Annotated in this window: 14 protein-coding genes; 4 read left to right on the top strand and 10 right to left on the bottom strand. The window is 68.6% G+C overall.

The features are described 5' to 3' along the window. Positions 1–3 precede the first annotated feature (3 nt). Positions 4–1185, top strand: coding sequence for an acetyl-CoA C-acetyltransferase (locus tag BLR05_RS18690; protein WP_092837211.1), 1182 nt, complete (start codon positions 4–6; stop codon positions 1183–1185). 198 nt (positions 1186–1383) lie between these two features. Next, entirely contained in the window at positions 1384–2121 is a 738-nt protein-coding gene (gene phbB, locus BLR05_RS18695; RefSeq protein ID WP_092837214.1) for an acetoacetyl-CoA reductase, read from the top strand. A gap of 410 nt (positions 2122–2531) precedes the next feature. On the opposite strand, the gene BLR05_RS18700 is transcribed toward phbB, so the two are convergent. The 6 genes from BLR05_RS18700 to dapC form a co-directional block, all read right to left on the bottom strand. Beyond that, positions 2532–4571, bottom strand: coding sequence for an ABC-F family ATP-binding cassette domain-containing protein (locus BLR05_RS18700; RefSeq protein ID WP_092837217.1), 2040 nt, complete (start codon positions 4569–4571; stop codon positions 2532–2534). Positions 4572–4694: 123 nt separating this feature from the next. Next, positions 4695–5624, bottom strand: coding sequence for a 50S ribosomal protein L3 N(5)-glutamine methyltransferase (prmB, locus tag BLR05_RS18705; RefSeq protein WP_092837220.1), 930 nt, complete (start codon positions 5622–5624; stop codon positions 4695–4697). Then, positions 5621–6790: a succinyl-diaminopimelate desuccinylase gene (dapE, locus tag BLR05_RS18710; protein WP_092837224.1), complete on the bottom strand. Its 1170-nt coding sequence runs from the start codon at positions 6788–6790 to the stop codon at positions 5621–5623. Before dapE ends, prmB begins: the two co-directional genes overlap by 4 nt. A 97-nt stretch (positions 6791–6887) precedes the next feature. After that, a complete protein-coding gene (locus BLR05_RS18715) occupies positions 6888–8051 on the bottom strand; it encodes a PilT/PilU family type 4a pilus ATPase (RefSeq protein ID WP_092837227.1) in 1164 nt (387 codons plus the stop codon). A gap of 77 nt (positions 8052–8128) precedes the next feature. After that, entirely contained in the window at positions 8129–8953 is an 825-nt protein-coding gene (gene dapD, locus BLR05_RS18720; RefSeq protein WP_092837230.1) for a 2,3,4,5-tetrahydropyridine-2,6-dicarboxylate N-succinyltransferase, read from the bottom strand. Positions 8954–8967: 14 nt separating this feature from the next. Continuing rightward, positions 8968–10170: a succinyldiaminopimelate transaminase gene (dapC, locus tag BLR05_RS18725; RefSeq protein WP_092837233.1), complete on the bottom strand. Its 1203-nt coding sequence runs from the start codon at positions 10168–10170 to the stop codon at positions 8968–8970. A 139-nt stretch (positions 10171–10309) separates the two neighbouring features. Here dapC and BLR05_RS18730 point away from each other — a divergent pair, with 139 nt between their 5' ends. Beyond that, positions 10310–11824 carry a methyl-accepting chemotaxis protein gene (locus tag BLR05_RS18730; RefSeq protein ID WP_092837273.1) on the top strand — a complete coding sequence of 505 codons (1515 nt, stop codon included), beginning with the start codon at positions 10310–10312 and terminating at the stop codon, positions 11822–11824. Positions 11825–11831: 7 nt separating this feature from the next. Here the strand turns inward: BLR05_RS18730 and BLR05_RS18735 are convergent, their stop codons facing one another. The 3 genes from BLR05_RS18735 to BLR05_RS18745 all read right to left on the bottom strand — a co-directional run bounded on the left by BLR05_RS18735 (position 11832) and on the right by BLR05_RS18745 (position 15266). Further along, positions 11832–12569, bottom strand: coding sequence for an RnfABCDGE type electron transport complex subunit B (locus BLR05_RS18735; RefSeq protein ID WP_092837236.1), 738 nt, complete (start codon positions 12567–12569; stop codon positions 11832–11834). Beyond that, positions 12566–13990 (bottom strand): polyhydroxyalkanoate depolymerase, encoded by a 1425-nt coding sequence (locus BLR05_RS18740; RefSeq protein WP_092837239.1) that lies wholly within the window; start codon positions 13988–13990, stop codon positions 12566–12568. The genes BLR05_RS18735 and BLR05_RS18740 overlap by 4 nt, the downstream gene beginning before the upstream one ends. Before the next feature lie 196 nt (positions 13991–14186). Further along, the gene (locus BLR05_RS18745; protein ID WP_092837242.1) at positions 14187–15266 is read right to left on the bottom strand and encodes a GTP pyrophosphokinase; all 1080 of its coding nucleotides are present in this window, start codon (positions 15264–15266) and stop codon (positions 14187–14189) included. A 135-nt stretch (positions 15267–15401) separates the two neighbouring features. On the opposite strand from BLR05_RS18745, the gene BLR05_RS18750 reads away from it, so the two are divergent. Beyond that, a complete protein-coding gene (locus BLR05_RS18750; protein WP_092837245.1) occupies positions 15402–18203 on the top strand; it encodes a bifunctional diguanylate cyclase/phosphodiesterase in 2802 nt (933 codons plus the stop codon). A 17-nt stretch (positions 18204–18220) separates the two neighbouring features. Here BLR05_RS18750 and dusA read toward each other — a convergent pair whose 3' ends face one another. Further along, positions 18221–19264 (bottom strand): tRNA dihydrouridine(20/20a) synthase DusA, encoded by a 1044-nt coding sequence (gene dusA / locus BLR05_RS18755; protein WP_092837248.1) that lies wholly within the window; start codon positions 19262–19264, stop codon positions 18221–18223. Positions 19265–19659 lie beyond the last annotated feature (395 nt).

Consider the following 19659-nt stretch of genomic DNA (forward strand, 5'->3'; position numbering starts at 1 on the left):
GACATGGAAGACATCGTCATCGTTTCGGCCGTCCGCACGGCCGTGGGCAAGTTCGGCGGCGCGCTCGCCAAGACCCCGGCCACCGAACTGGGCGCCATCGTGATCAAGGAAGCGCTGGCCCGTGCCAACGTGCCGCTGGACCAGGTGGGTGAAGTGATCATGGGGCAGGTGCTGACTGCGGGCGTGGGCCAGAATCCCGCGCGCCAGGCCATGATGAAGGCCGGAGTGGCCAAGGAAACGCCGGCGCTGACCATCAACGCCGTCTGCGGCTCCGGCCTGAAGGCCGTGATGCTCGCGGCCCAGGCGGTGGCCACGGGCGACAGCGAGATCGTGGTTGCCGGCGGCCAGGAGAACATGAGCCTCGCGCCGCACGTGCTCAACGGCTCGCGCGAGGGCCAGCGCATGGGCGACTGGAAGATGACCGACTCGATGATCGTGGACGGCCTGTGGGACGTGTACAACCAGTACCACATGGGCATCACCGCCGAGAACGTCGCGAAGCAGGAGGGCATCTCCCGCGAGCAGCAGGATGCGCTCGCCCTGGGCAGCCAGCAGAAGGCCGCCGCGGCGCAGGACGCTGGCCGCTTCAAGGACGAGATCGTGGGCGTGAGCCTGCCCCAGAAGAAGGGTGACCCGATCGTCTTCGAGTCCGACGAATATCTCAATCGCAAGACCAGTGCCGAGGCGCTGGCAGGGCTGCGCCCGGCCTTCGACAAGGCCGGCAGCGTGACGGCCGGCAATGCGTCGGGCCTCAATGATGGCGCGGCCGCCGTGGTGGTGATGAGTGCGAAGAAGGCAGCGGCCCTGGGGCTCAAGCCGCTGGCGCGCATCGCCGCCTATGCCACGAGCGGCCTCGACCCCGCCACCATGGGCCTGGGCCCCGTGCCCGCGACGCGCAAGGTGCTGCAGCGCGCCGGCTGGACCGCGGCCGACGTGGACCTGTTCGAGCTGAACGAAGCCTTCGCCGCCCAGGCCTGCGCCGTCAACCAGCAACTGGGCATCGATCCCGCCAAGGTGAACGTGAACGGCGGAGCGATCGCCATCGGCCATCCGATCGGCGCGTCGGGCTGCCGCGTGCTGGTGACCCTGCTGCACGAGCTGCAGCGCCGTGGCGCCCGCAAGGGTGTGGCCGCGCTGTGCATCGGCGGTGGCATGGGCGTCTCGCTCGCGGTGGAGCGGGTCTGAATTTTCCGGACCGCCCGCCGTCCTGCAGCCGCACATGGTGCGGCTTTTTTGCAGGCCGCGGCGGCGGAGCGGCATCCGGCGGCCATGCTTGTCCAGGAACCGGGCGCACCTCGCAGGTGCTGGGTGTTTTCCTCAACAGTGGGGCGCGGAATCTTGGGTAGAGTGGCTGCGTGAATCGTTGACTAGGAGATAAATCACATGAACCAGAAAGTAGCGTATGTCACAGGGGGCATGGGTGGCATCGGAACGGCCATCTGCCAGCGCCTGCACAAGGATGGCTTCAAGGTCATCGCGGGCTGCGGGCCGACCCGGGACCACGCCAAGTGGCTGGGCGAGCAGAAGGCCCTGGGCTACACCTTCCACGCGTCCGTCGGCAACGTCGGCGACTGGGATTCCACGGTGGCGGCCTTCACCAAGGCCAAGGCCGAGCACGGCAGCATCGATGTGCTGGTGAACAACGCCGGCATCACGCGCGACCGCATGTTCGTGAAGATGTCCCGCGAGGACTGGGACGCGGTGATCGAGACCAACCTCAACAGCATGTTCAACGTGACCAAGCAGGTCGTGGGCGACATGGTGGATAAGGGCTGGGGCCGCATCATCAACATCAGCAGCGTGAACGGCGAGAAGGGCCAGGCCGGCCAGACCAACTATTCGGCCGCCAAGGCCGGCATGCACGGCTTCTCGATGGCATTGGCGCAGGAGCTCGCCACCAAGGGCGTGACGGTGAACACCGTCAGCCCGGGGTACATCGGCACCGACATGGTCAAGGCTATCCGGCCTGATGTGCTGGAGAAGATCGTCGCCACCGTGCCGGTCAAGCGCCTGGGCGAACCCAGCGAAATCGCCTCGATCATCGCGTGGCTGGCATCCGACGAGGGTGGCTACGCCACCGGGGCCGATTTCTCGGTCAACGGCGGCCTGCACATGGGTTGATGCCCCGGCCCCCGGACGAAAAAGAACCCCGCCTCGGCGGGGTTCTTCATGGGGGATGGGATAAGAAGGGAATTGGAACGAAGGTCAGGGACCGCGCCCGCCGGGCTCGGCAGAACCCGTTGGGGATTCCGCCTGTGTCCGACTGCTGTCTGGTGCCCGCCTTTTTCAGAAACGGCCGGGAGCGCGCTTGCGGTCGCGTTCGTCTTCAGGCCATGCGGACAGGATTGCAGAGGTGTTCATCGTTAGCTCCTTGGATGCATCCACAACGCGGCGTCTTCCTGGAGCGTTGACAGTAGAACGAAAAAAAATGCAACCAGCCGAAGGCGTTTCTTCCACTCCTATAAAAGGAGCGGGAAAGTTATAGGCTGTAACGTTGCCTGCAGCAAATTACAGACTGCCGTTACAGCATTTTACTTGTCAGATCCTTGTTCCAGGGCCTCGACGGATTCGGAAAGTTCCAACCAACGTTCCTCCAGCTGACCGGTTTCGTCCCCGCAGGCCTTCAGACGGCGGCCGCAGTCGGCGATCTCGGCAGGGGGGAGGGGCTGGCTCAGCCGCTGTTCCAGTTCGGCCTTCTCCGAAACCAGGGCGGCCAGGCGCTGGTTGATCTGGTCGAGCTCGCGCCGCAAGGGGCGGGTTTTCTCCGCGAGCTGCTGCCGGGCCTGGGCCCCGAGCTTGCGTTGCTCCCGGGCATCCTTCGGGGCCGGCGCGGTGGGGGCTGCCATCGGTGCCGGCGCCGGCGGGGGCGCAGGCGCGGGACTGGGGGGCTGCGGCGTGCCGGAGTCTGCCCGTGCCGGCGAGGCGGACGCCAGCGCACGGGCCTCGTCGCGCAGCCGCTTGGACTCGTCCAGCAGGTAGCGCTGGTAGTCGTCCAGGTCGCCGTCGAAGGGGCCCACGGCACCGCGTCCCACCAGCCAGAATTCGTCGCAGACCGCGCGCAGCAGCGCCCGGTCGTGGCTGACCAGCATCACCGTACCCTCGAACTCGTTGAGCGCCATCGACAGCGCTTCACGCGTGGCGAGGTCCAGGTGGTTGGTCGGCTCGTCCAGCAGCAGCAGGTTGGGGCGCTGCCAGACGATCATCGCCAGCACGAGGCGGGCTTTCTCGCCGCCGCTCATCGTGCCGACGGACTGCTTGACCATGTCGCCCGAGAAGTTGAAGGTGCCGAGGTAGTTGCGCAGGTCCTGCTCGCGGCTGGGCTCGCGGGACTGGGCGCCCAGCTCCTTCGCGAGGCGGATCATGTGTTCCAGCGGGTTGTCGGCGGGCCGCAGCACATCAAGCTCCTGCTGGGCGAAGTAGCCGATGGACAGGCCCTTGCCTTCGGTCACGCTGCCGGCCAGCGGCCGCATCGTGCGCGCGATGGTCTTCACCAGGGTGGATTTGCCCTGGCCGTTCGCGCCCAGGATGCCGATGCGCTGGCCCGCCAGCACCGAGCGGTTCACGTGGCGCAGGATGGTCTTGGGAGCGCCGCCCTCCTCGTCCTCGTAGCCGAAGGCGGCATCGGTGATCGCCAGCATCGGGTTGGGCAGGTTGGCGGGCTCCTTGAAGCTGAAGGTGAACTCCGCGCCCATGAGCACGGGGGCGATCTTCTCCATGCGCTCCAGGGCCTTGACCCGGCTCTGGGCCTGCTTGGCCTTGCTGGCCTTGGCCTTGAAGCGGTCGATGAACTTCTGCAGGTGGGCGATCTTGTCCTGCTGCTTGGCATAGCTGGCGGCCTGCAGCTCCATCTGCTGGGCGCGCAGTTCCTCGAAGCGGCTGTAGTTGCCGCCGTAGCGTGTCAGCCGCGCGTTGTCGATGTGCAGCGTCACCGTGGTGATGGCGTCCAGGAACTCCCGGTCATGGCTGATGACGATCAGCGTGCCGGCATAGCGCTGCAGCCAGGCTTCCAGCCAGACGAGGGCGTCGAGGTCCAGATGGTTGGTGGGTTCGTCCAGCAGCAGCAGGTCGCTGGGGCACATGAGGGCCCGCGCCAGCTGCAGGCGCATGCGCCAGCCGCCGGAGAAGCTGTTCACGGGCCTGCCGAGTTCCTCCACCTTGAAGCCCAGGCCGAGGATGAGCGCCTGGGCGCGCGGCACGGCGTCGTGTTCGCCGGCATCGCCGAGGTCCGCGTAGGCCTGGGCGATCGCCATGCCGTCGCCGCACTCTTCCGCCGCCTGCAGTTCGCCGCGCAGCGTGCTGAGGCGCGTATCGCCGTTCAGCACGAAGTCGGTGGCGGATTCCTCCGTCTCGGGCATGTGCTGCGCCACCTGGGCCATGCGCCAGGTCGGAGGCATCGAGAAGTCGCCGCCGTCTTCGTGGAGCGAGCCGTTGAGCAGCGCGAAAAGGGTGGATTTGCCGGCGCCGTTGCGTCCCACCAGGCCGACTTTCTCGCCGGGGTTGAGGGTGACGCTGGCGCTGTCCAGCAACACCTTGGCGCCGCGGCGCAAGGTGACATTGTTCAGAAGGATCATGATCGAATCACACGGCGGGCCGCTTGCGGGCCCGCGACAAAGCAACCGCGCATGGTAGCGGATGCGGTGGGGCCCGCCCGGGCAGGCCCGCGTCGCGCCGGCCGGCCGGGGCGCGCTCGGGGTTCAGCCGGCAGAGGCCGATGGGGCCGGCACCAGCGCTTCGCGGGTGAGCAGCAGCACCTGGTCCTCGCCCGCGCTGGTCTCCAGCCAGAAGGCCGGCAGGTGCGGGAAGGCGGCCTCGAAATGCGCGCGCTCGTTGCCGATCTCGAGGATGAGCACGCCGTCCTCGCGCAGTGCGGCGGGCGCATCCGCCAGCAGCCTGCGGACGAAGTCCATGCCGTCGGCGCCGCCCGCCAGTGCCAGCTCCGGTTCGGCGCGGTACTCCGCCGGCAGGGCCGACATGCTGGCCGCGTTCACGTAGGGCGGGTTGCAGAGGATCAGATCCCACGGGCCGGGAACGGCCGACAGGCCGTCCGAGAGGGCCAGCGCCACGCGGTCGCCCAGGCCGTGGCGCTCGACGTTGATGCGGGCGACATCCAGGGCGTCCGGGGACAGGTCCGCACCGGTCACGCGCACGTCGGGGTAGGCCATGGCCGCCAGCACGGCGAGGCTGCCGTTGCCGGTGCACAGGTCGAGCACGTCGCGCGTATGTTCCCCCAGGAAGCCGTCGATGCTGCCGTCTGCCAGCAGCTCGGCGATGAAGCTGCGCGGGACGATGGCGCGCTCATCGACGTAGAACGACACGCCCTGCAGCCAGGCCTCCCGTGTCAGGTAGGCCGCGGGCTTGCGGGTGGCGATGCGCTCCTCGATCAGCTCCGCGACCTGCGCCTGCCGGTCGGGCGCGACGCGGCCGGCGTCTTCCAGGGACGTGTCCAGCGGCAGTCCCAGGCGCCAGAGTACCAGCCAGGCGGCCTCGTCGTGCGCGTTGGCGGTGCCGTGCCCGAAGGCCACGCCGGCAGCGCCCAGGCGCTCTGCCGCGCTCGTGACCAGTTCCGGCACGGTATCGCCGCGCACCGGGCCCGCGGGCGGGATGGGATGGGGTGTGGCGTTCATGCTGCAGCGGCCTGCGCGTTCAGCCGCTCCAGCGTGCGGCGGTAGATGTTCTTGAGCGGTTCCACGTCGGCGACCACCACGTGTTCGTCGATCTTGTGGATGGTGGCGTTGGGCGGGCCCATTTCGATCACCTGCGGGCAGACGCGGGCGATGAATCGCCCGTCGCTGGTGCCGCCGGTGGTGGACAGCTCGGTGGCGATGCCGGTTTCATCCGTGATCGCCTGCTGCACTGCGGCCACCAGTTCGCCGGGCGTCGTGAGGAAGGGCTGGCCTCCGAGCGTCCAGGTGAGGTCGTATTCGAGCCCGTGCCGGTCCAGCAGGTTGTGCACGCGCGTCTTCAGCCCTTCTGCGGTGGATTCCGTGCAGAAGCGGAAGTTGAAGTCCACCACCACGGTGCCGGGGATCACGTTGGTCGCGCCCGTGCCGCCATGGATGTTGCTGATCTGCCAACTGGTGGGCGGAAAGAAGTCGTTGCCGCGGTCCCATTCGGTGGCGGCCAGTTCCGCGAGGGCCGGCAGCGCCTGGTGGATGGGGTTGCGGGCGAGCTGGGGATAGGCGATGTGGCCCTGGATGCCGCGCACGGTGAGCTTGCCCGACAGGGTGCCGCGGCGGCCATTCTTGATCATGTCGCCGGTCTTGCGCACGGAGGTCGGCTCGCCCACGATGCACCAGTCCAGCGTCTCGCCGCGGGCGGCCAGTTGCTCGACCACCACCTTGGTGCCGTCCACCGAGGGGCCTTCCTCGTCGCTGGTCAGCAGGAAGGCCAGCGCGATGGACGGCTCGGGCGTGGCGGCCAGGAACTCCTCCACTGCCACGACGAAGGCGGCGATGGAGGTCTTCATGTCGCTGGCGCCCCGGCCGTAGAGCCGTCCGTCGCGGTGCGAGGGCGTGAACGGCGGGCTGCTCCACTGCTCCAGCGGCCCGGTGGGGACCACGTCGGTGTGGCCCGCGAACACGAGAGTGCGCGCAGGAGCGGAGGTGGCCGGCGCGGCGCGGCGTGCCCAGAGGTTGCTGACGCGGAAGCTGTCCGGGCCGCTGTCCATCCGCTCGCAGGTGAAGCCCAGCGGGGCCAGGCGCTCGGCCAGCAGTTCGAGGCAGCCGGCGTCCTCGGGCGTGACGGACGGACGGGAGATGAGCTGCTCGGCCAGGATCAGGGTACGGGACATCGTGGACGCGGAGCGCGCCGGAACGCGCTCCAGGGGGAAAGTTGGGAAAAAGGTGCCGGCCGCGGCCCGGCGGACGGGCCCGGGCCGGCGCGCGGGATCACTGGGGCTTGACGTCCAGGACGATCTCGGTGAAGGAGGGCTGGTCTTCGTCGTCCTGCGCACCCGCGTCCTTGCGGTCGCGCGCGGCCTTGGCGGCGATCGAGAAGTCGTTCTGCAGGCGCCACATCAGGTTGGTGGGCGAATCGGCATAGGCCAGGCCCTCCTTGCGGTCGATGCGGCCTTCGATGACCAGGCGGGCCAGGTCATGTTCGAAAGTCTGCGAGCCCTCGGCCATGGATTTTTCCATGGCCTCGCGCACGCCGGAGAAATTGCCCTGCTCGATCATCTCCCCGACGAGCTTGGTGTTGAGCAGCACCTCCACCGCGGGCAGGCGCTCGCCGGTGGGGGCGCGCACCAGCCGCTGCGAGACGATGGCCTTGAGGGCCGAGGCCAGGTCGCCCAGCATGGTGGGTCGCACTTCCACCGGGTAGAAGCTGAGGATCCGGTTGAGCGCGTGGTAGCTGTTGTTGCCGTGCAGGGTGGCGAGGCACAGGTGGCCCGACTGCGCATACGCGATGGCGGCGGACATGGTTTCGCGGTCGCGGATCTCGCCGATCAGGATCACGTCGGGCGCCTGTCGCAGGGCATTCTTCAGCGCGGTCTGCAGGGACTGGGTGTCGGAGCCGATCTCGCGCTGGTTGACGATCGACTTCTTGTTCTTGAACTGGTACTCGACCGGGTCTTCGACCGTAAGGATGTGGCCCGTGAGCTGGGCATTGCGGCTGTCGATCATCGAGGCGAGCGTGGTGCTCTTGCCCGAGCCCGTGGCACCGACGACCAGCAGCAGCCCGCGCTTTTCGAGGATCAGCTCGCCGAGGATGGGCGGCAGGTTGAGGCTGGACAGCTCCGGGATGTGCTGCGCGATGAAGCGCACGACCACGGCATAGCTGCCGCGCTGCCGCATGGCGCTGACGCGGAAGCGCCCCACGCCGGTGAGCGGCACTCCCATGTTGAGTTCGCCGGTTTCCTCCAGCTCCTCGATGCGGTCCGGCGGCACGATCTCGGCCAGCAGGTTCTTCGGCGCATCGAAGGGCAGCAGCTGGCTGTTGACGGGCACGCACTCGCCATTGATCTTGATGAGGACCGGGGCGTTGGCCGAGAGATAGACGTCCGAGGCCCGCTTTTCGGCCATCAGCCGGAGAATCCGCTCCATCGTGCTCATGGGGTGTCCCTTGCGAAGGTGGTGTAAGGGGCGGGTGGCCGCGGCCCGGTGGATGCCGGGGGCCGCGGCGCAGGCCGTCAGTCGCGCAGCAGGTCGTTCAGGCTGGTGGTGGAACGGGTCTTGGCATCCACCTTCTTGACGATGATGGCCGCGTACATGCTGTACTTGCCGTCGCCCTTGGGCAGGCTGCCGCTCACCACCACCGAGCCCGCCGGCACGCGGCCGTAGCTCACGGTGTCGGTGGCGCGGTCATAGATGGGGGTGCTCTGGCCGATGTACACACCCATGGAGATGACGGAGTTCTCCTCGACGATCACGCCCTCGACGATTTCCGAACGCGCGCCGATGAAGCAGTTGTCCTCGATGATGGTCGGGTTGGCCTGCAGGGGCTCGAGCACGCCGCCGAGGCCCACGCCGCCGGACAGGTGCACGTGCTTGCCGACCTGTGCGCAGGAGCCGACGGTGGCCCAGGTGTCCACCATCGTGCCTTCGTCCACGTAGGCACCGATGTTCACGTAGCTGGGCATGAGGATGGCGCCCCTGGCGATGAAGCTACCGCGGCGCGCCACGGCCGGCGGCACCACGCGCACGCCGGTGGCGGCCATCTCGGCGGCCGAGCGGCCCGCGAACTTGGTCGGCACCTTGTCGTAGAAGCCGAGGCTGCCGGCCTCGATCAGTTCGTTGTCCTTCAGGCGGAACGACAGCAGCACGGCCTTCTTGATCCACTGGTGCACGGTCCACTGGCCGACGCCCTCGCGGGTGGCTACGCGCAGCTTGCCGGCATCGAGTTCGGCGATCACGTGCTCGACGGCATCCTGCACCTCGCGGGGGGCGGCGGAGGGCGAGAGGCTGGCGCGGTTCTCCCAGGCGGTGTCGATGATGTTCTGCAGTTGTTGGGTCATGGTCCGTTCGGGAATCAGGGATGGGATTGGATGAATTGCACGATGCGGCGCGCGGCTTCGAGGCATTCCTCGACCTCGGCCACGAGCGCCATGCGCACGCGCCCGGCACCGGGATTGCGGCCGCCGGATTCGCGTGCGAGGTAGCTGCCCGGCAGCACGGTCACATTGTATTGAGCGAGGAGGGCGCGGGCGAATGCTGCGTCGTCCATCCGCAGGCGCTCGGGCACGCGGGCCCACAGGTAGAAGCCTGCGTCGGGCAGTGCGACGTCCATCACCTGGGCGAGCAGCGGCGTGACCTGCTCGAACTTGCGCCGGTAGAGGGCGCGGTTCTCCTCCACATGCGCCTCGTCGCTCCAGGCGGCAATGCTGGCTCCCTGCACGGCCGGCCCCATGGCGCTGCCGTGGTAGGTGCGGTAGAGCAGGAAGGCCTTCATCAGGGCCGCATCGCCCGCCACGAAGCCGCTGCGCAGGCCGGGCAGGTTGCTGCGCTTGGACAGGCTGGTGAAGGCGACGAGGTTGCGGAAACCCGTGCGGCCCAGGCGCACCGCGGCTTCCAGGCCGCCGAGCGGCGGGCCGCCCTGGAAGTAGATTTCGCTGTAGCACTCGTCGGAGGCGATCACGAAGCCGTGGCGGTCGCTGAGCGCGAAGAGCTTTTCCCACTCGGCCAGCGGCATGACGGCACCCGTGGGATTGCCCGGCGAGCAGACGAAAAGCAACTGCGTGCGCTTCCAGACGTCCTCGGGCACGCGGTCCCAGTCCACCGCGAAATTGCGCGCCGGGTCGCTGGGGGCGTAGTACGGCTGCGCGCCGGACAGCAGCGCGGCGCCTTCGTAGATCTGGTAGAAGGGATTGGGGCACACCACGGTCGCGCCTTCGCGCGTGGGGTCGATCACCGTCTGGGTGAATGCGAACAGGGCCTCGCGGGAGCCGTTCACGGGCAGGACCTGGGTCGCGGCGTCCACTGCGATGCCGTAGCGCCGGTGCAGCCATTGGGCGCAGGCTTCGCGCAGGCGGGGATCACCCGCGGTGGCGGGGTAGCTGGCGAGGCCGCCCAGGTGGTCCGTCAGGGCCTGCTGGATGAAAGCCGGCGTGGGGTGGCGGGGTTCGCCCATGCCGAGGCTGATGGCCGAAAGCCCGGTGGGGGGCTGCACCCCCGCGAAAAGCTGCCGCAGCCGCTCGAACGGATAGGGCTGCAAATGGGTGAGCAGGGGATTCATGGGGCGCCATTATCGGGGCTGCGCGGGATGCCGCCCGCGCCGGCTCGGCGTATTCCCGCCTTGTCAATCCACCGTAAGTGCCCGCCAATACCATCCGGGGGCTACTACGATGGATGACGAGAAAAGAGGAGACAAGAGCATGGCTGCTTTCCTGCCGCTGCGCCCGGGCGTCCGGCTTCTGCGCGGACTGCGGATTCCCTCCAAGCTGGCGCTGTGCACGGGCGCCGCGCTGGCGGCGCTGGGCCTCACCGTGTGGGCCAGCGCCACCGGGGGCATGGCCGCCGGTGCCGGCGTGGCCTCCGCGTGCGGCCTGGTGCTGGTCTATCTCGGCCTGGCGCTGGCGGCGGGGCTGGCGGAAGACCTGGGCCGCGTGGCCGACGCCATGGAAGCGGCCGCGCGTGGCGATCTGTCGCGTTCCGTGCCGTCCGGCGGGCGGGACGAGCCGGCGGTGCTGGCGCAGTCGCTGGCCCGCATGGTGGTGACGCTCTCTTCCATGGTGGCCGACATCCGCAGCAATGCAGCGCTGGTCGCGCATGCCGGCCACAGCCTGGCCGTGGACAACCGGGCCCTGGCCGAGCGCACGGAGCAGCAGGCCGCCAGCCTGGAGCAGACTGCCGCCAGCGTGGAGCAACTGGTGGCCGCGGTGCAGCAGAACGCGCAGACGGCCCAGGCGGCGGACCGGCGGGCGTCGGAGCTGCGCGCGTCGGCCGACGAGGGCACGCAGGCCATGGGCCGCGCGGTGGATTCGGTGCAGGCGATCCAGCAGGGCGCGCGGCGCATGGCGGAGATCACCGGGGTGATCGACTCCATCGCGTTCCAGACCAACATCCTCGCCCTCAACGCGGCTGTGGAGGCCGCGCGTGCGGGCGAGCAGGGCCGGGGCTTCGCGGTGGTGGCGGCGGAGGTGCGCACGCTGGCCCAGCGTTCCGGACAGGCCGCGCGCGAGATCCGCGACCTGATCGGCGATTCCGTGCGGCAGGTGAAGGCCAGCGCCGCGCTCATGCGCGCCGCGGGCGACGGCATCGGCGGCATGGCGGAGGGCATCCGCGGCGTGGCCGCCCACGTGAGCGAGATTTCGGGCTCGGGCGCCCAGCAGAGTTCGGGGCTCGCCGAAATCAGCGCGGCCGTGCAGCAGATCGACGGAGTCACGCAGCACAACGCGCGCATGGTGGGGCATGCCGTGCAGCAGGCGGAGGCGCTCGGCAGCCGTGCCGCCACGCTGGCGAAGGCGGTGCAGGCCTTCCGCCTGCAGCAGGGTACCGCCGACGAGGCGCAGGCCCTGGTGGCGCGGGCCGCGGCGCAGCGCGCGGCCGCAGGCTCCCGCGAGGCCTTCCTGCGGCAGCTGACCGATCCGGCCCAGCCCTTCCATGACCGGGACATGTACGTCTTCGTGCTGGACCGCGCCGGTACCTATCTCGCCTTCGGCGGCAATCCCGCCAAGGTGGGTACCCGGGTGCAGGACATCCCCGGCATCGATGGCGCGCGGCTGGTGGAGGACATCGTCGCGCAGGCCGAGCGCGCGCCCGGCTGGGTGGAGTACGACATCACCAACCCTGCCACGGGCAAGGTGCAGACGAAAATGTCGTATGTGCAGGCGCTCGAGGGCGTGTACCTGGGATGCGGCGTGTACAAGTCGCTCGCGGCCCGGGGGTGAGCTGCGCTCAGTGCGGCCCGCCGCCCCGGCGCTCGCGGGCGCGCGCCAGGGCTGCGGCGATGGCGGCTCGGCGGTCTTCGGGAGATGGATCGGCGCCTGCGGCCGGCGCGGCGGCGGCCGCTTCCTGCGCCTCGGCATGCCCGGAGCGGATCCCGGGCGCCGTGCCGGCGCGGGTCGGTGCCGATGCCGGTGCGGAGGCCGCCGGGATGCGCGGCTCGTCCGTGGCCGTGCGCAGGCGGTGTACATGGTAGCGCTGCCGGGCCTGGCCGGCCTGCGTGGCGGACCATGCGGCCCATCCCGTGTCATGGCCGGTAGCGTTTTCCATCGCGATGCAGTCCACCGGGCACACGGGGATGCAGAGCTCGCATCCCGTGCAGTGGATCTCGATCACGGTATGCATGCGCTTGTGGGTGCCCAGGATCGCATCGGTCGGGCAGGCCTTGATGCAGAGTGTGCACCCGATGCAGGCCATCTCGTCGATCACGGCGAGGCCGCGCGGCGCCTCGGCTCCGCACTGCGGATCGAGCGGCAGCGGCGCGCGTCCGGTGAGGGCCGCCAGGCGCGCGACGCCTTCGGCCCCACCCGGCGGGCATCGGTTGATGTCCGCGGCTCCCCGCGCGATCGCATCCGCATAGGCGGCACAGTCGGGATAGCCGCAGCGCGTGCACTGCGTCTGCGGCAATGCCGCGTCGATCCGGGCCGCCAGGCCGCGCACGCTGGCGGCTGCGGCGGAGGATGCCGTCAAGCCTTGGGCGCGCTGCGCCGGCTGCGCGCCTGCGGTGCAGCGGTAGCGGTCGGCAGCTCTTCGCTCAGCAGGTCCGCTGGCGCGGCGGCCGCTCCGGTGCGGCGGCGGGGCGCGTCTTCGCTGGGCACGGAGGCGCTGTCCACCGTGGTGGCGGGTTGCGGATCGTGGGCGAGGATGAAGTCCCGCACCTGCGGGTAGACGACCTCGCGCCAGCGGCGGCCGCTGAAGATGCCGTAGTGGCCCGCGCCCTTGACCTCGAAGTGGCGGCGGTCCTTCTCGGGAATGGCCGTGCACAGGCCATGCGCGGCTTCCGTCTGGCCCGAGCCGGAGATGTCGTCCAGCTCGCCTTCGATGGTCAGCAGGGCCGTGGTGCGGATGTCCTGCGGGCGCACGCGCTCGGGTTGGCCTTCGGGCGAGCGCACGTCCCAGGTGCCGTTGACCAGGCCGTAGTCCTGGAAGACCGTCCTGATGGTCTCGAGGTAGTAGTCCGCGTCCATGTCGAGCACGGCGTTGTATTCGTCGTAGAACTTGCGGTGCGCCTCTGCGCTGGCATCGTCGCCCTTGATCAGGTCCTTGAAGTAGTCGTAGTGGCTCTTGGCGTGGCGGTCGGGGTTCATGGCCACGAAGCCCGTGTGCTGCAGGAAGCCCGGGTACACGCGGCGTCCGGCGCCGGGGAAGCTGTCCGGCACGCGGTAGATGACGTTGTTCTCGAACCACTCGAAGCTGCGCTGGGTGGCGAGGTTGTTCACCGCGGTGGGCGATTTGCGCGCGTCGATCGGGCCGCCCATCATGGTCATGGACAGCGGCGTCTTCTCGCCGCGGCTGGCCATGAGCGAGACGGCTGCGAGCACCGGCACCGTGGGCTGGCACACGCTCATCACGTGGCAGTTGCCGTAGCGGGACTGCAGCAGGCGGATGAATTCCTGGACATAGTTCACGTAGTCGTCGAGGTGGAATTCGCCCTCCGACAGCGGCACCAGGCGGGCGTTCTTCCAGTCGGTGACGAACACCTTGTGGCCCTGCAGCATGGTGCGCACGGTGTCACGCAGCAGCGTGGCGTAGTGGCCGGACAGCGGTGCCACGATCAGCACCGCAGGCTGGCGCTTGATGGTCTCGAGCGTGCCGGGATTGTCGCAGAAGCGCTTGAAGCGGCGCAGCTCGCAGAAGGGCTTGTCCAGCTCCACCCGTTCGTGGATGACCACCTCGTGGCCGTCCACCTGGACGGTGGAGATGCCGAACACCGGCTTCTCGTAGTCCTTTCCGAGCCGGTACAGCAGGTCGTAGCCGGCGGACATGCGCTGGGCGTAGGTCGTGTGGCTGAACGGCGAAACCGGGTTGCTGTAGATCTTGGAGACGGTCTGCGCGAGTTCCGCGAACGGCTCCATCAGGGAACGCTGCGTTTCGTAGAGGTTGTAGAGCATGGGGACGGCTCGGCGAACAATGTTGCAGTGCAATATAGCAGCAGTTCGTGCCGGGCGTATGGCGTGAAACTACGGATACGGAGTCGCCAACGCGACACCTGTATGCCCCCGTATCTACAAGAGCTGGTGCTATGGATTCAGTAGCTGTAAGTTGAAGTAACCACGCCGCGGGTGCACCTTTTGGGCCCGGAATGGGTCAGCCATGGTTGCGCAGCCATGCCTCGAACGCCTCGCGCGAACTGTTGCGCAGCGCCCGGCGGAAGGTGACGCGGTCGCCCAGGTAGAGGCAGTGCCGTATGACCGTATAGGCATTGAAGCTGGTCTGCGGATTCGCCTCCTCGAAATGCTGCCTGTAGCGTTTCACGGTGCCCAGGGTGGCCCGCAGCAGGGTGTTGAACCGGGCGCGGGTGATGCCGGGAGCCCAGCCCCTTATATCTGCCACGAACAGGTCCACCTTGCGCGGATCGAAATCGCTGTCCTTGAAGAAATGGTTGGCGATCTTCAGGAAGGTGAAGGCGTTGAGCTCGCTGCCGGGAGGGGCCGGCCGCTCTTCCTGCGGCCCGGCCGTGGCGGCCTCCGGCTCTGCGGAATCGGGCGCTTCGGTCTCGTCCGGCGCGTGCCGCAGTCCGGCCTCGGTCTCGTCGCGGATCTGGCGGAATTCGCGGTCGGCGAGCTCGAACAGGGCCGACAGCACGTTGATGCGGCGCTTGAGCTGGCCCGGAATGGCCTTTTTGTACTTGATCTTGTGGTCCAGCACGCTCCAGGAGTCCTGGATGATGGTGCGGACCTGCAGCTCGAAAGGCTGGGCTGCGTAGGCGGCATGCTCCGGCAGGCCGGCCTGCGCGGCGTTGAGGCGCAGGTCCAGGTGCAGGCCCTTGTAGCCGAAGGAGCCTTCGGTGCTTTCCATGGCCGAGACCTTGTCGGTCACGTCGATCACGTCGAAGTGCGAGCGCACGGCCTGTGCAACCTTTTCCAGCTCATCCTCGTACAGGCAGACCACGCGCACCCCGATCAGGTCGGTGATGTAGTGCCGGATCTCGTAGGGAGTGTTGCTTTCTTCCAGCGCAGCCCGGTATTTGCGGGAGAACTTCGCGATACATTCCAGACGGTCCTTGACCCGGCCTTCCACCTTGGTGATGTCCAGGTGGGGCGTGCGCGAGAGAATGGACTGCAGCAGGGCGATGTAGGAGGCGCAGGCATATTGCAGGGCGGGCAGCTCCTGCTCGTAGAAGGCTTCGAAGCCTCTTTCTTCCCTGGAAAAATCGAGCGACGTCATGAAAAAGGCAAAAGTACCGAAACGAAGGCGGCGCACGGCGATGGTAGCCCCATGCCGGATGGGTGAAGGATACCGCCTGCCACGGCGACCCGGGGGCTTGCCAGCGCACGCCGCTCGTGCCACGCTGCGCCGCGCATGAGCCTCTTTCCACTCTCCCGCCGTCCGGGCACGCCCCGCAGCAGCCCGACGCGGTTCTGGCACGTGCGCCTGGCGTTCGCGCCGCTGCTGTCGGCGGCGCTGCTGGGAATCACCTATCTGTACTGGCACCATGCCGAGCAACTGCAGGAAACCCGGCGGCGCCAGAATTTCGACGCGGCGGCCGAGAGGGTGGTGTCGGCCCTGCGCGACCGCATGGGCGCCTATGAAATGGTGCTGCGCGGTCTCAAGGGCTATGTGGATGGCTCCACGTCCATCGAGCAGGGCGAATTCTCCGCCTATGTGCATGCGCTGCAGATGGATCAGACGCGGCCGGGGCTGCAGGCCCTGTGCCTGATCGAGCAGATTCCGCACGACGGCCTGCGGCTGCATGTGCAGTCGATGCGGGCGCAGGGGCTGGAGCGCTACGAGGTGCGCTCGCGCGGGGACCGAGGCGCCTATGCCGTCATCACCCGCGTGGAGCCGCGCACCCGCGGCAACCTGACGGCACTGGGCTTCGACGTGGCCAGCCTGCCCGCCGCCCGCGAGGCCCTGGACCGCGCGCGCGATTCAGGCGCGCTGGCGCTGTCCGGCCTCTGGAGCGTGGGCGGTGACGGCGATCCCGGCCTCATGATGTTCCTGCCCGTCTATGCCGGCGGGGGAACACCGGCCACGCAGGAGGCACGGCGCGCGGCGATCCAGGGCTGGGTGGCGGCGCCGTTCCGCGTGGCCGCGGTGGCCGGTGCGCTGCTGGGCGAACTGGATCCGGGCGTGTCGCTGCGTATCCAGGATGGTTTGTCCGGCGGCGATGCCGACGCGGACGCCGGAGAGCTCTACAACTCCCGCGACACGGCCCAGCCGGCCCAGGCGGCTTCCGCCGACCGGCTGCGCGCAGTCCGCGTGCTGATCGTGGGTGGCCGGCCCTGGACGCTCACCATGGAGCCCCTGCCTGCCTTCGACCACCGGCTCGGGCACGACAACTACGCGCTCATCGCCTGGCTGGGGGCGCTCTTCAGCGTGCTGGCGGGCTGGTTCATCGCCATGCAGGCCACCGGCCACCAGCGCGCTTCGGCACTCGCCCAGTCGATGACGAGCGAGCTGCGCACGGCCCGCGACAACCTGGAAGGCATCCTGCAGGCCGTGCCGGACCTGCTGTTCGAACTGGACGCCGATGGCCGCATCCATTACCACCGTTCGGCACGCTCCGGGTTGTCCGATGAGCCCAGCCAGGCATTCGAAGGCCGTACGCTGGCGGAGGCCCTGCCGCCGGAGGTGGCCCGCGAGTTCATGCAGGCACTGCGCGAAGCCGCATCCCAGGGGGTGTCGCTGGGCCGCCAGTACCACCAGGACACCGCCATGGGGCAGCGCTGGTTCGAGCTGTCGGTGGCGCGCCGGCGCGGCGTGGAAGCCGCCGCAGGGCAGGGCGGTGGTGCCTCGCGCTACGTGGCCCTGGCCCGGGACATCACGGCCCGGCGCGATGCCGAGGCGGCGATGCACCGCATGGCGTACTACGACGCGCTCACGGGCCTGCCCAACCGGCGGCTGCTTTTCGAGCAACTGCAGGAGGCGCTGGACCAGGCCCGCAGCGGCGGGCGCATCGGCGCACTGTTCTTCATCGACCTGGACAATTTCAAGCAGCTCAACGATGCGCGCGGGCATGCGGCGGGCGACCGCCTGCTGGTGCAGGTGGCGCGGCGGCTGGAGCGTCTGCTGCAGGGGTTCGGCAGCGTGGTGCGCATCGGTGGCGACGAGTTCGTGGTGCTCATCCCCCGCATCGCCAACGGCATGCAGGCCGGGGTGGATGCCGCAGGGGCCATGGCGGCGCGGCTGCGCGAAGGGATGGAGGCGCCGTACGACCTGGGCAGCACCTGCTATTCCGTCACCGCCAGCACCGGGGTGACGCTGTTTCCCAAGGCGGGCGAAACCGTCGAGGACCTGCTGCGCGAAGCCGATACCGCGATGTACCGCGCCAAATCGTCCGGCGCGCACCGCGTGCGCTTCTTCGAGGCCGACATGCAGGCGGCCGCGCAGGAACGGCTGTCGCTGGAGCAGGACCTGGCGCAGGCGATCGCCGACGATGCGCTCGAGATCCACATCCATCCCCAGATGGACCGGGACGGGTCCGTCTGCGGCGGCGAACTGCTGCTGCGCTGGAATCATCCGGCGCACGGCAACGTGTCACCCGCCCGCTTCGTCGCCATCGCGGAGGAGTCCGGGTTGATCCTGCGCCTGGGTGCCCGTGTGATCCGCCGTGCCTGCGACGCGCTGGCGCAGCTGCATGCGGCGGGCCGGGACATGACGATTTCCGTCAACGTGAGCGCCCGCCAGTTCCGGCAGGACGATTTCGTCGCCTACGTGCGCGATGCGCTGGCCTACAGCGGCGCGCCGGCGTCCCGCCTGATCCTGGAAGTCACCGAGACCCTGTTGGTGGAAAACTGGCAGGACACCGCGCAGCGCATGGCGGAACTGGTGCGCTTCGGGGTGCGCTTTTCCATCGACGATTTCGGCACGGGCTATTCGAGCCTGGCCTACCTGAAGCGGCTGCCGCTCTATGAACTCAAGATCGACCGCAGCTTCGTGCAGGACGCGCCGGTGAACCCCAACGATGCGGCCATCGTGCGCGCCATCCTGTCCATGGCGCAGCACCTGCGCCTGCGCGTGGTGGCCGAAGGGGTGGAAACCGAGACCCAGGCGGAATTCCTGGCCCGGCACGGCTGCGACGCCATGCAGGGTTATCTGTACGCTCACCCCCTGCCGCTCAAGGAGTGGATCGACACGCAGGTGGGCGCCGCGGCCGTCTGAACCGTGGCCCGCGGTATTCAGCCGGGCAGGGCGTCCGCAGCCACCCGGGGCGGCGTGCGTGCGATGGCCATCACCTCGTGTGCGGGCAGGTGCTTGAGGCGGTGGTCGCTCCAGACCTGCCGCCACCGCCGCGCGCCGGGCAACCCGTTGCGCAGGCCCAGCATGTGGCGCGCAACGGAGTACCACGAGGTGCCGTGCTGCGCCGCCTCGCGCGCCATGTAGTCCACCATGGCTTCTTCGGCGGCCTCCCGGGTGAGGGCGGACTCGGCGCCGCCAAAATACAGCGCATCCCAGCGGGCGAGCCACCAGGGGTTGTGGTAGGCCTCGCGGCCGATCATCGCGCCATCGAGGCCGCCGCCCAGCGCTTCCTGCACCGCGGCGTCGGTGGCGAGGCCGCCGTTGATCGCGATGACGAGGTCCGGGAACTCGGCCTTGAGCCGGTGCACCACGTCGTAGCGCAGCGGCGGGATTTCACGGTTCTCCTTCGGCGACAGGCCTTCCAGCCAGGCATTGCGCGCATGCACGATGAACACGCGGCAACCGGCCTCGGCCACCGCGCCGACGAAATCCCGCACGAAGGCGTAGTCTTCGCTGCGGCCGATCCCGATGCGGTGCTTGACGGTGACAGGCACGCTCACCGCATCCACCATCGCCTTCACGCAGTCGGCCACCAGGCGCGGCTCGTTCATCAGGCAGGCGCCGAAGGCCCCGCGCTGCACGCGCTCGCTGGGGCATCCGCAGTTGAGGTTGATCTCGCCATAGCCCCAGTGCTCGCCGAGACGCGCCGAATGCGCGAGGTCGGCGGGCTCGCTGCCGCCCAGTTGCAGCGCGACCGGGTGTTCCTCGGCGTTGAAGCGCAGGTGCCGCTCCACGTCGCCATGCACCAGCGCACCGGTCGTCACCATCTCGGTGTAGAGCAGGGCATGGCGGCTCAGCAGCCGGTGGAAGTAGCGGCAGTGGCGGTCGGTCCAGTCCATCATCGGCGCAACGGACAGGCGCCAGGGGACTGTTTTCTGGATGTTTTCTTTTAAATCAACAGTTTGCGATGGTGCTTGCAACATTTCGGGCTTCCTATTTACCGCCTTTTCGCACTATTCCGACCCATTTTTGAAGCCATGGTCTACATTGAGTGCTATGAGGACCAACGTGTAGCACTGCCAGATGGGTACGAGCACGTAAAGAAAGAAGAGTAGCGGAACCTTCTCACACACGGCCCAGATCCGGCTGAAGCAGAGCGGGAAGGTCGTGCACAGGGAGGCGCAGACGTTCAGTCGCCGAATGTTGGCGTCCGCGTGGCTGAAGCGCCGAGAGTCGGCGTTAGAACTGGCGCGCGCAAGCGGCCGGAAGATGGCCGAGAAGGTGACGCTGAGGGTGCTGTTCGACGAGTAGGTCAGTGCGGCTGAAAAATCACGCCGTGGGGGCGTAGCAAGACGCGGACATCAAGAGGGTGTAGACG

It is taken from the genome of Paracidovorax cattleyae, assembly GCF_900104515.1.
GTDB lineage: Bacteria > Pseudomonadota > Gammaproteobacteria > Burkholderiales > Burkholderiaceae_C > Paracidovorax > Paracidovorax cattleyae.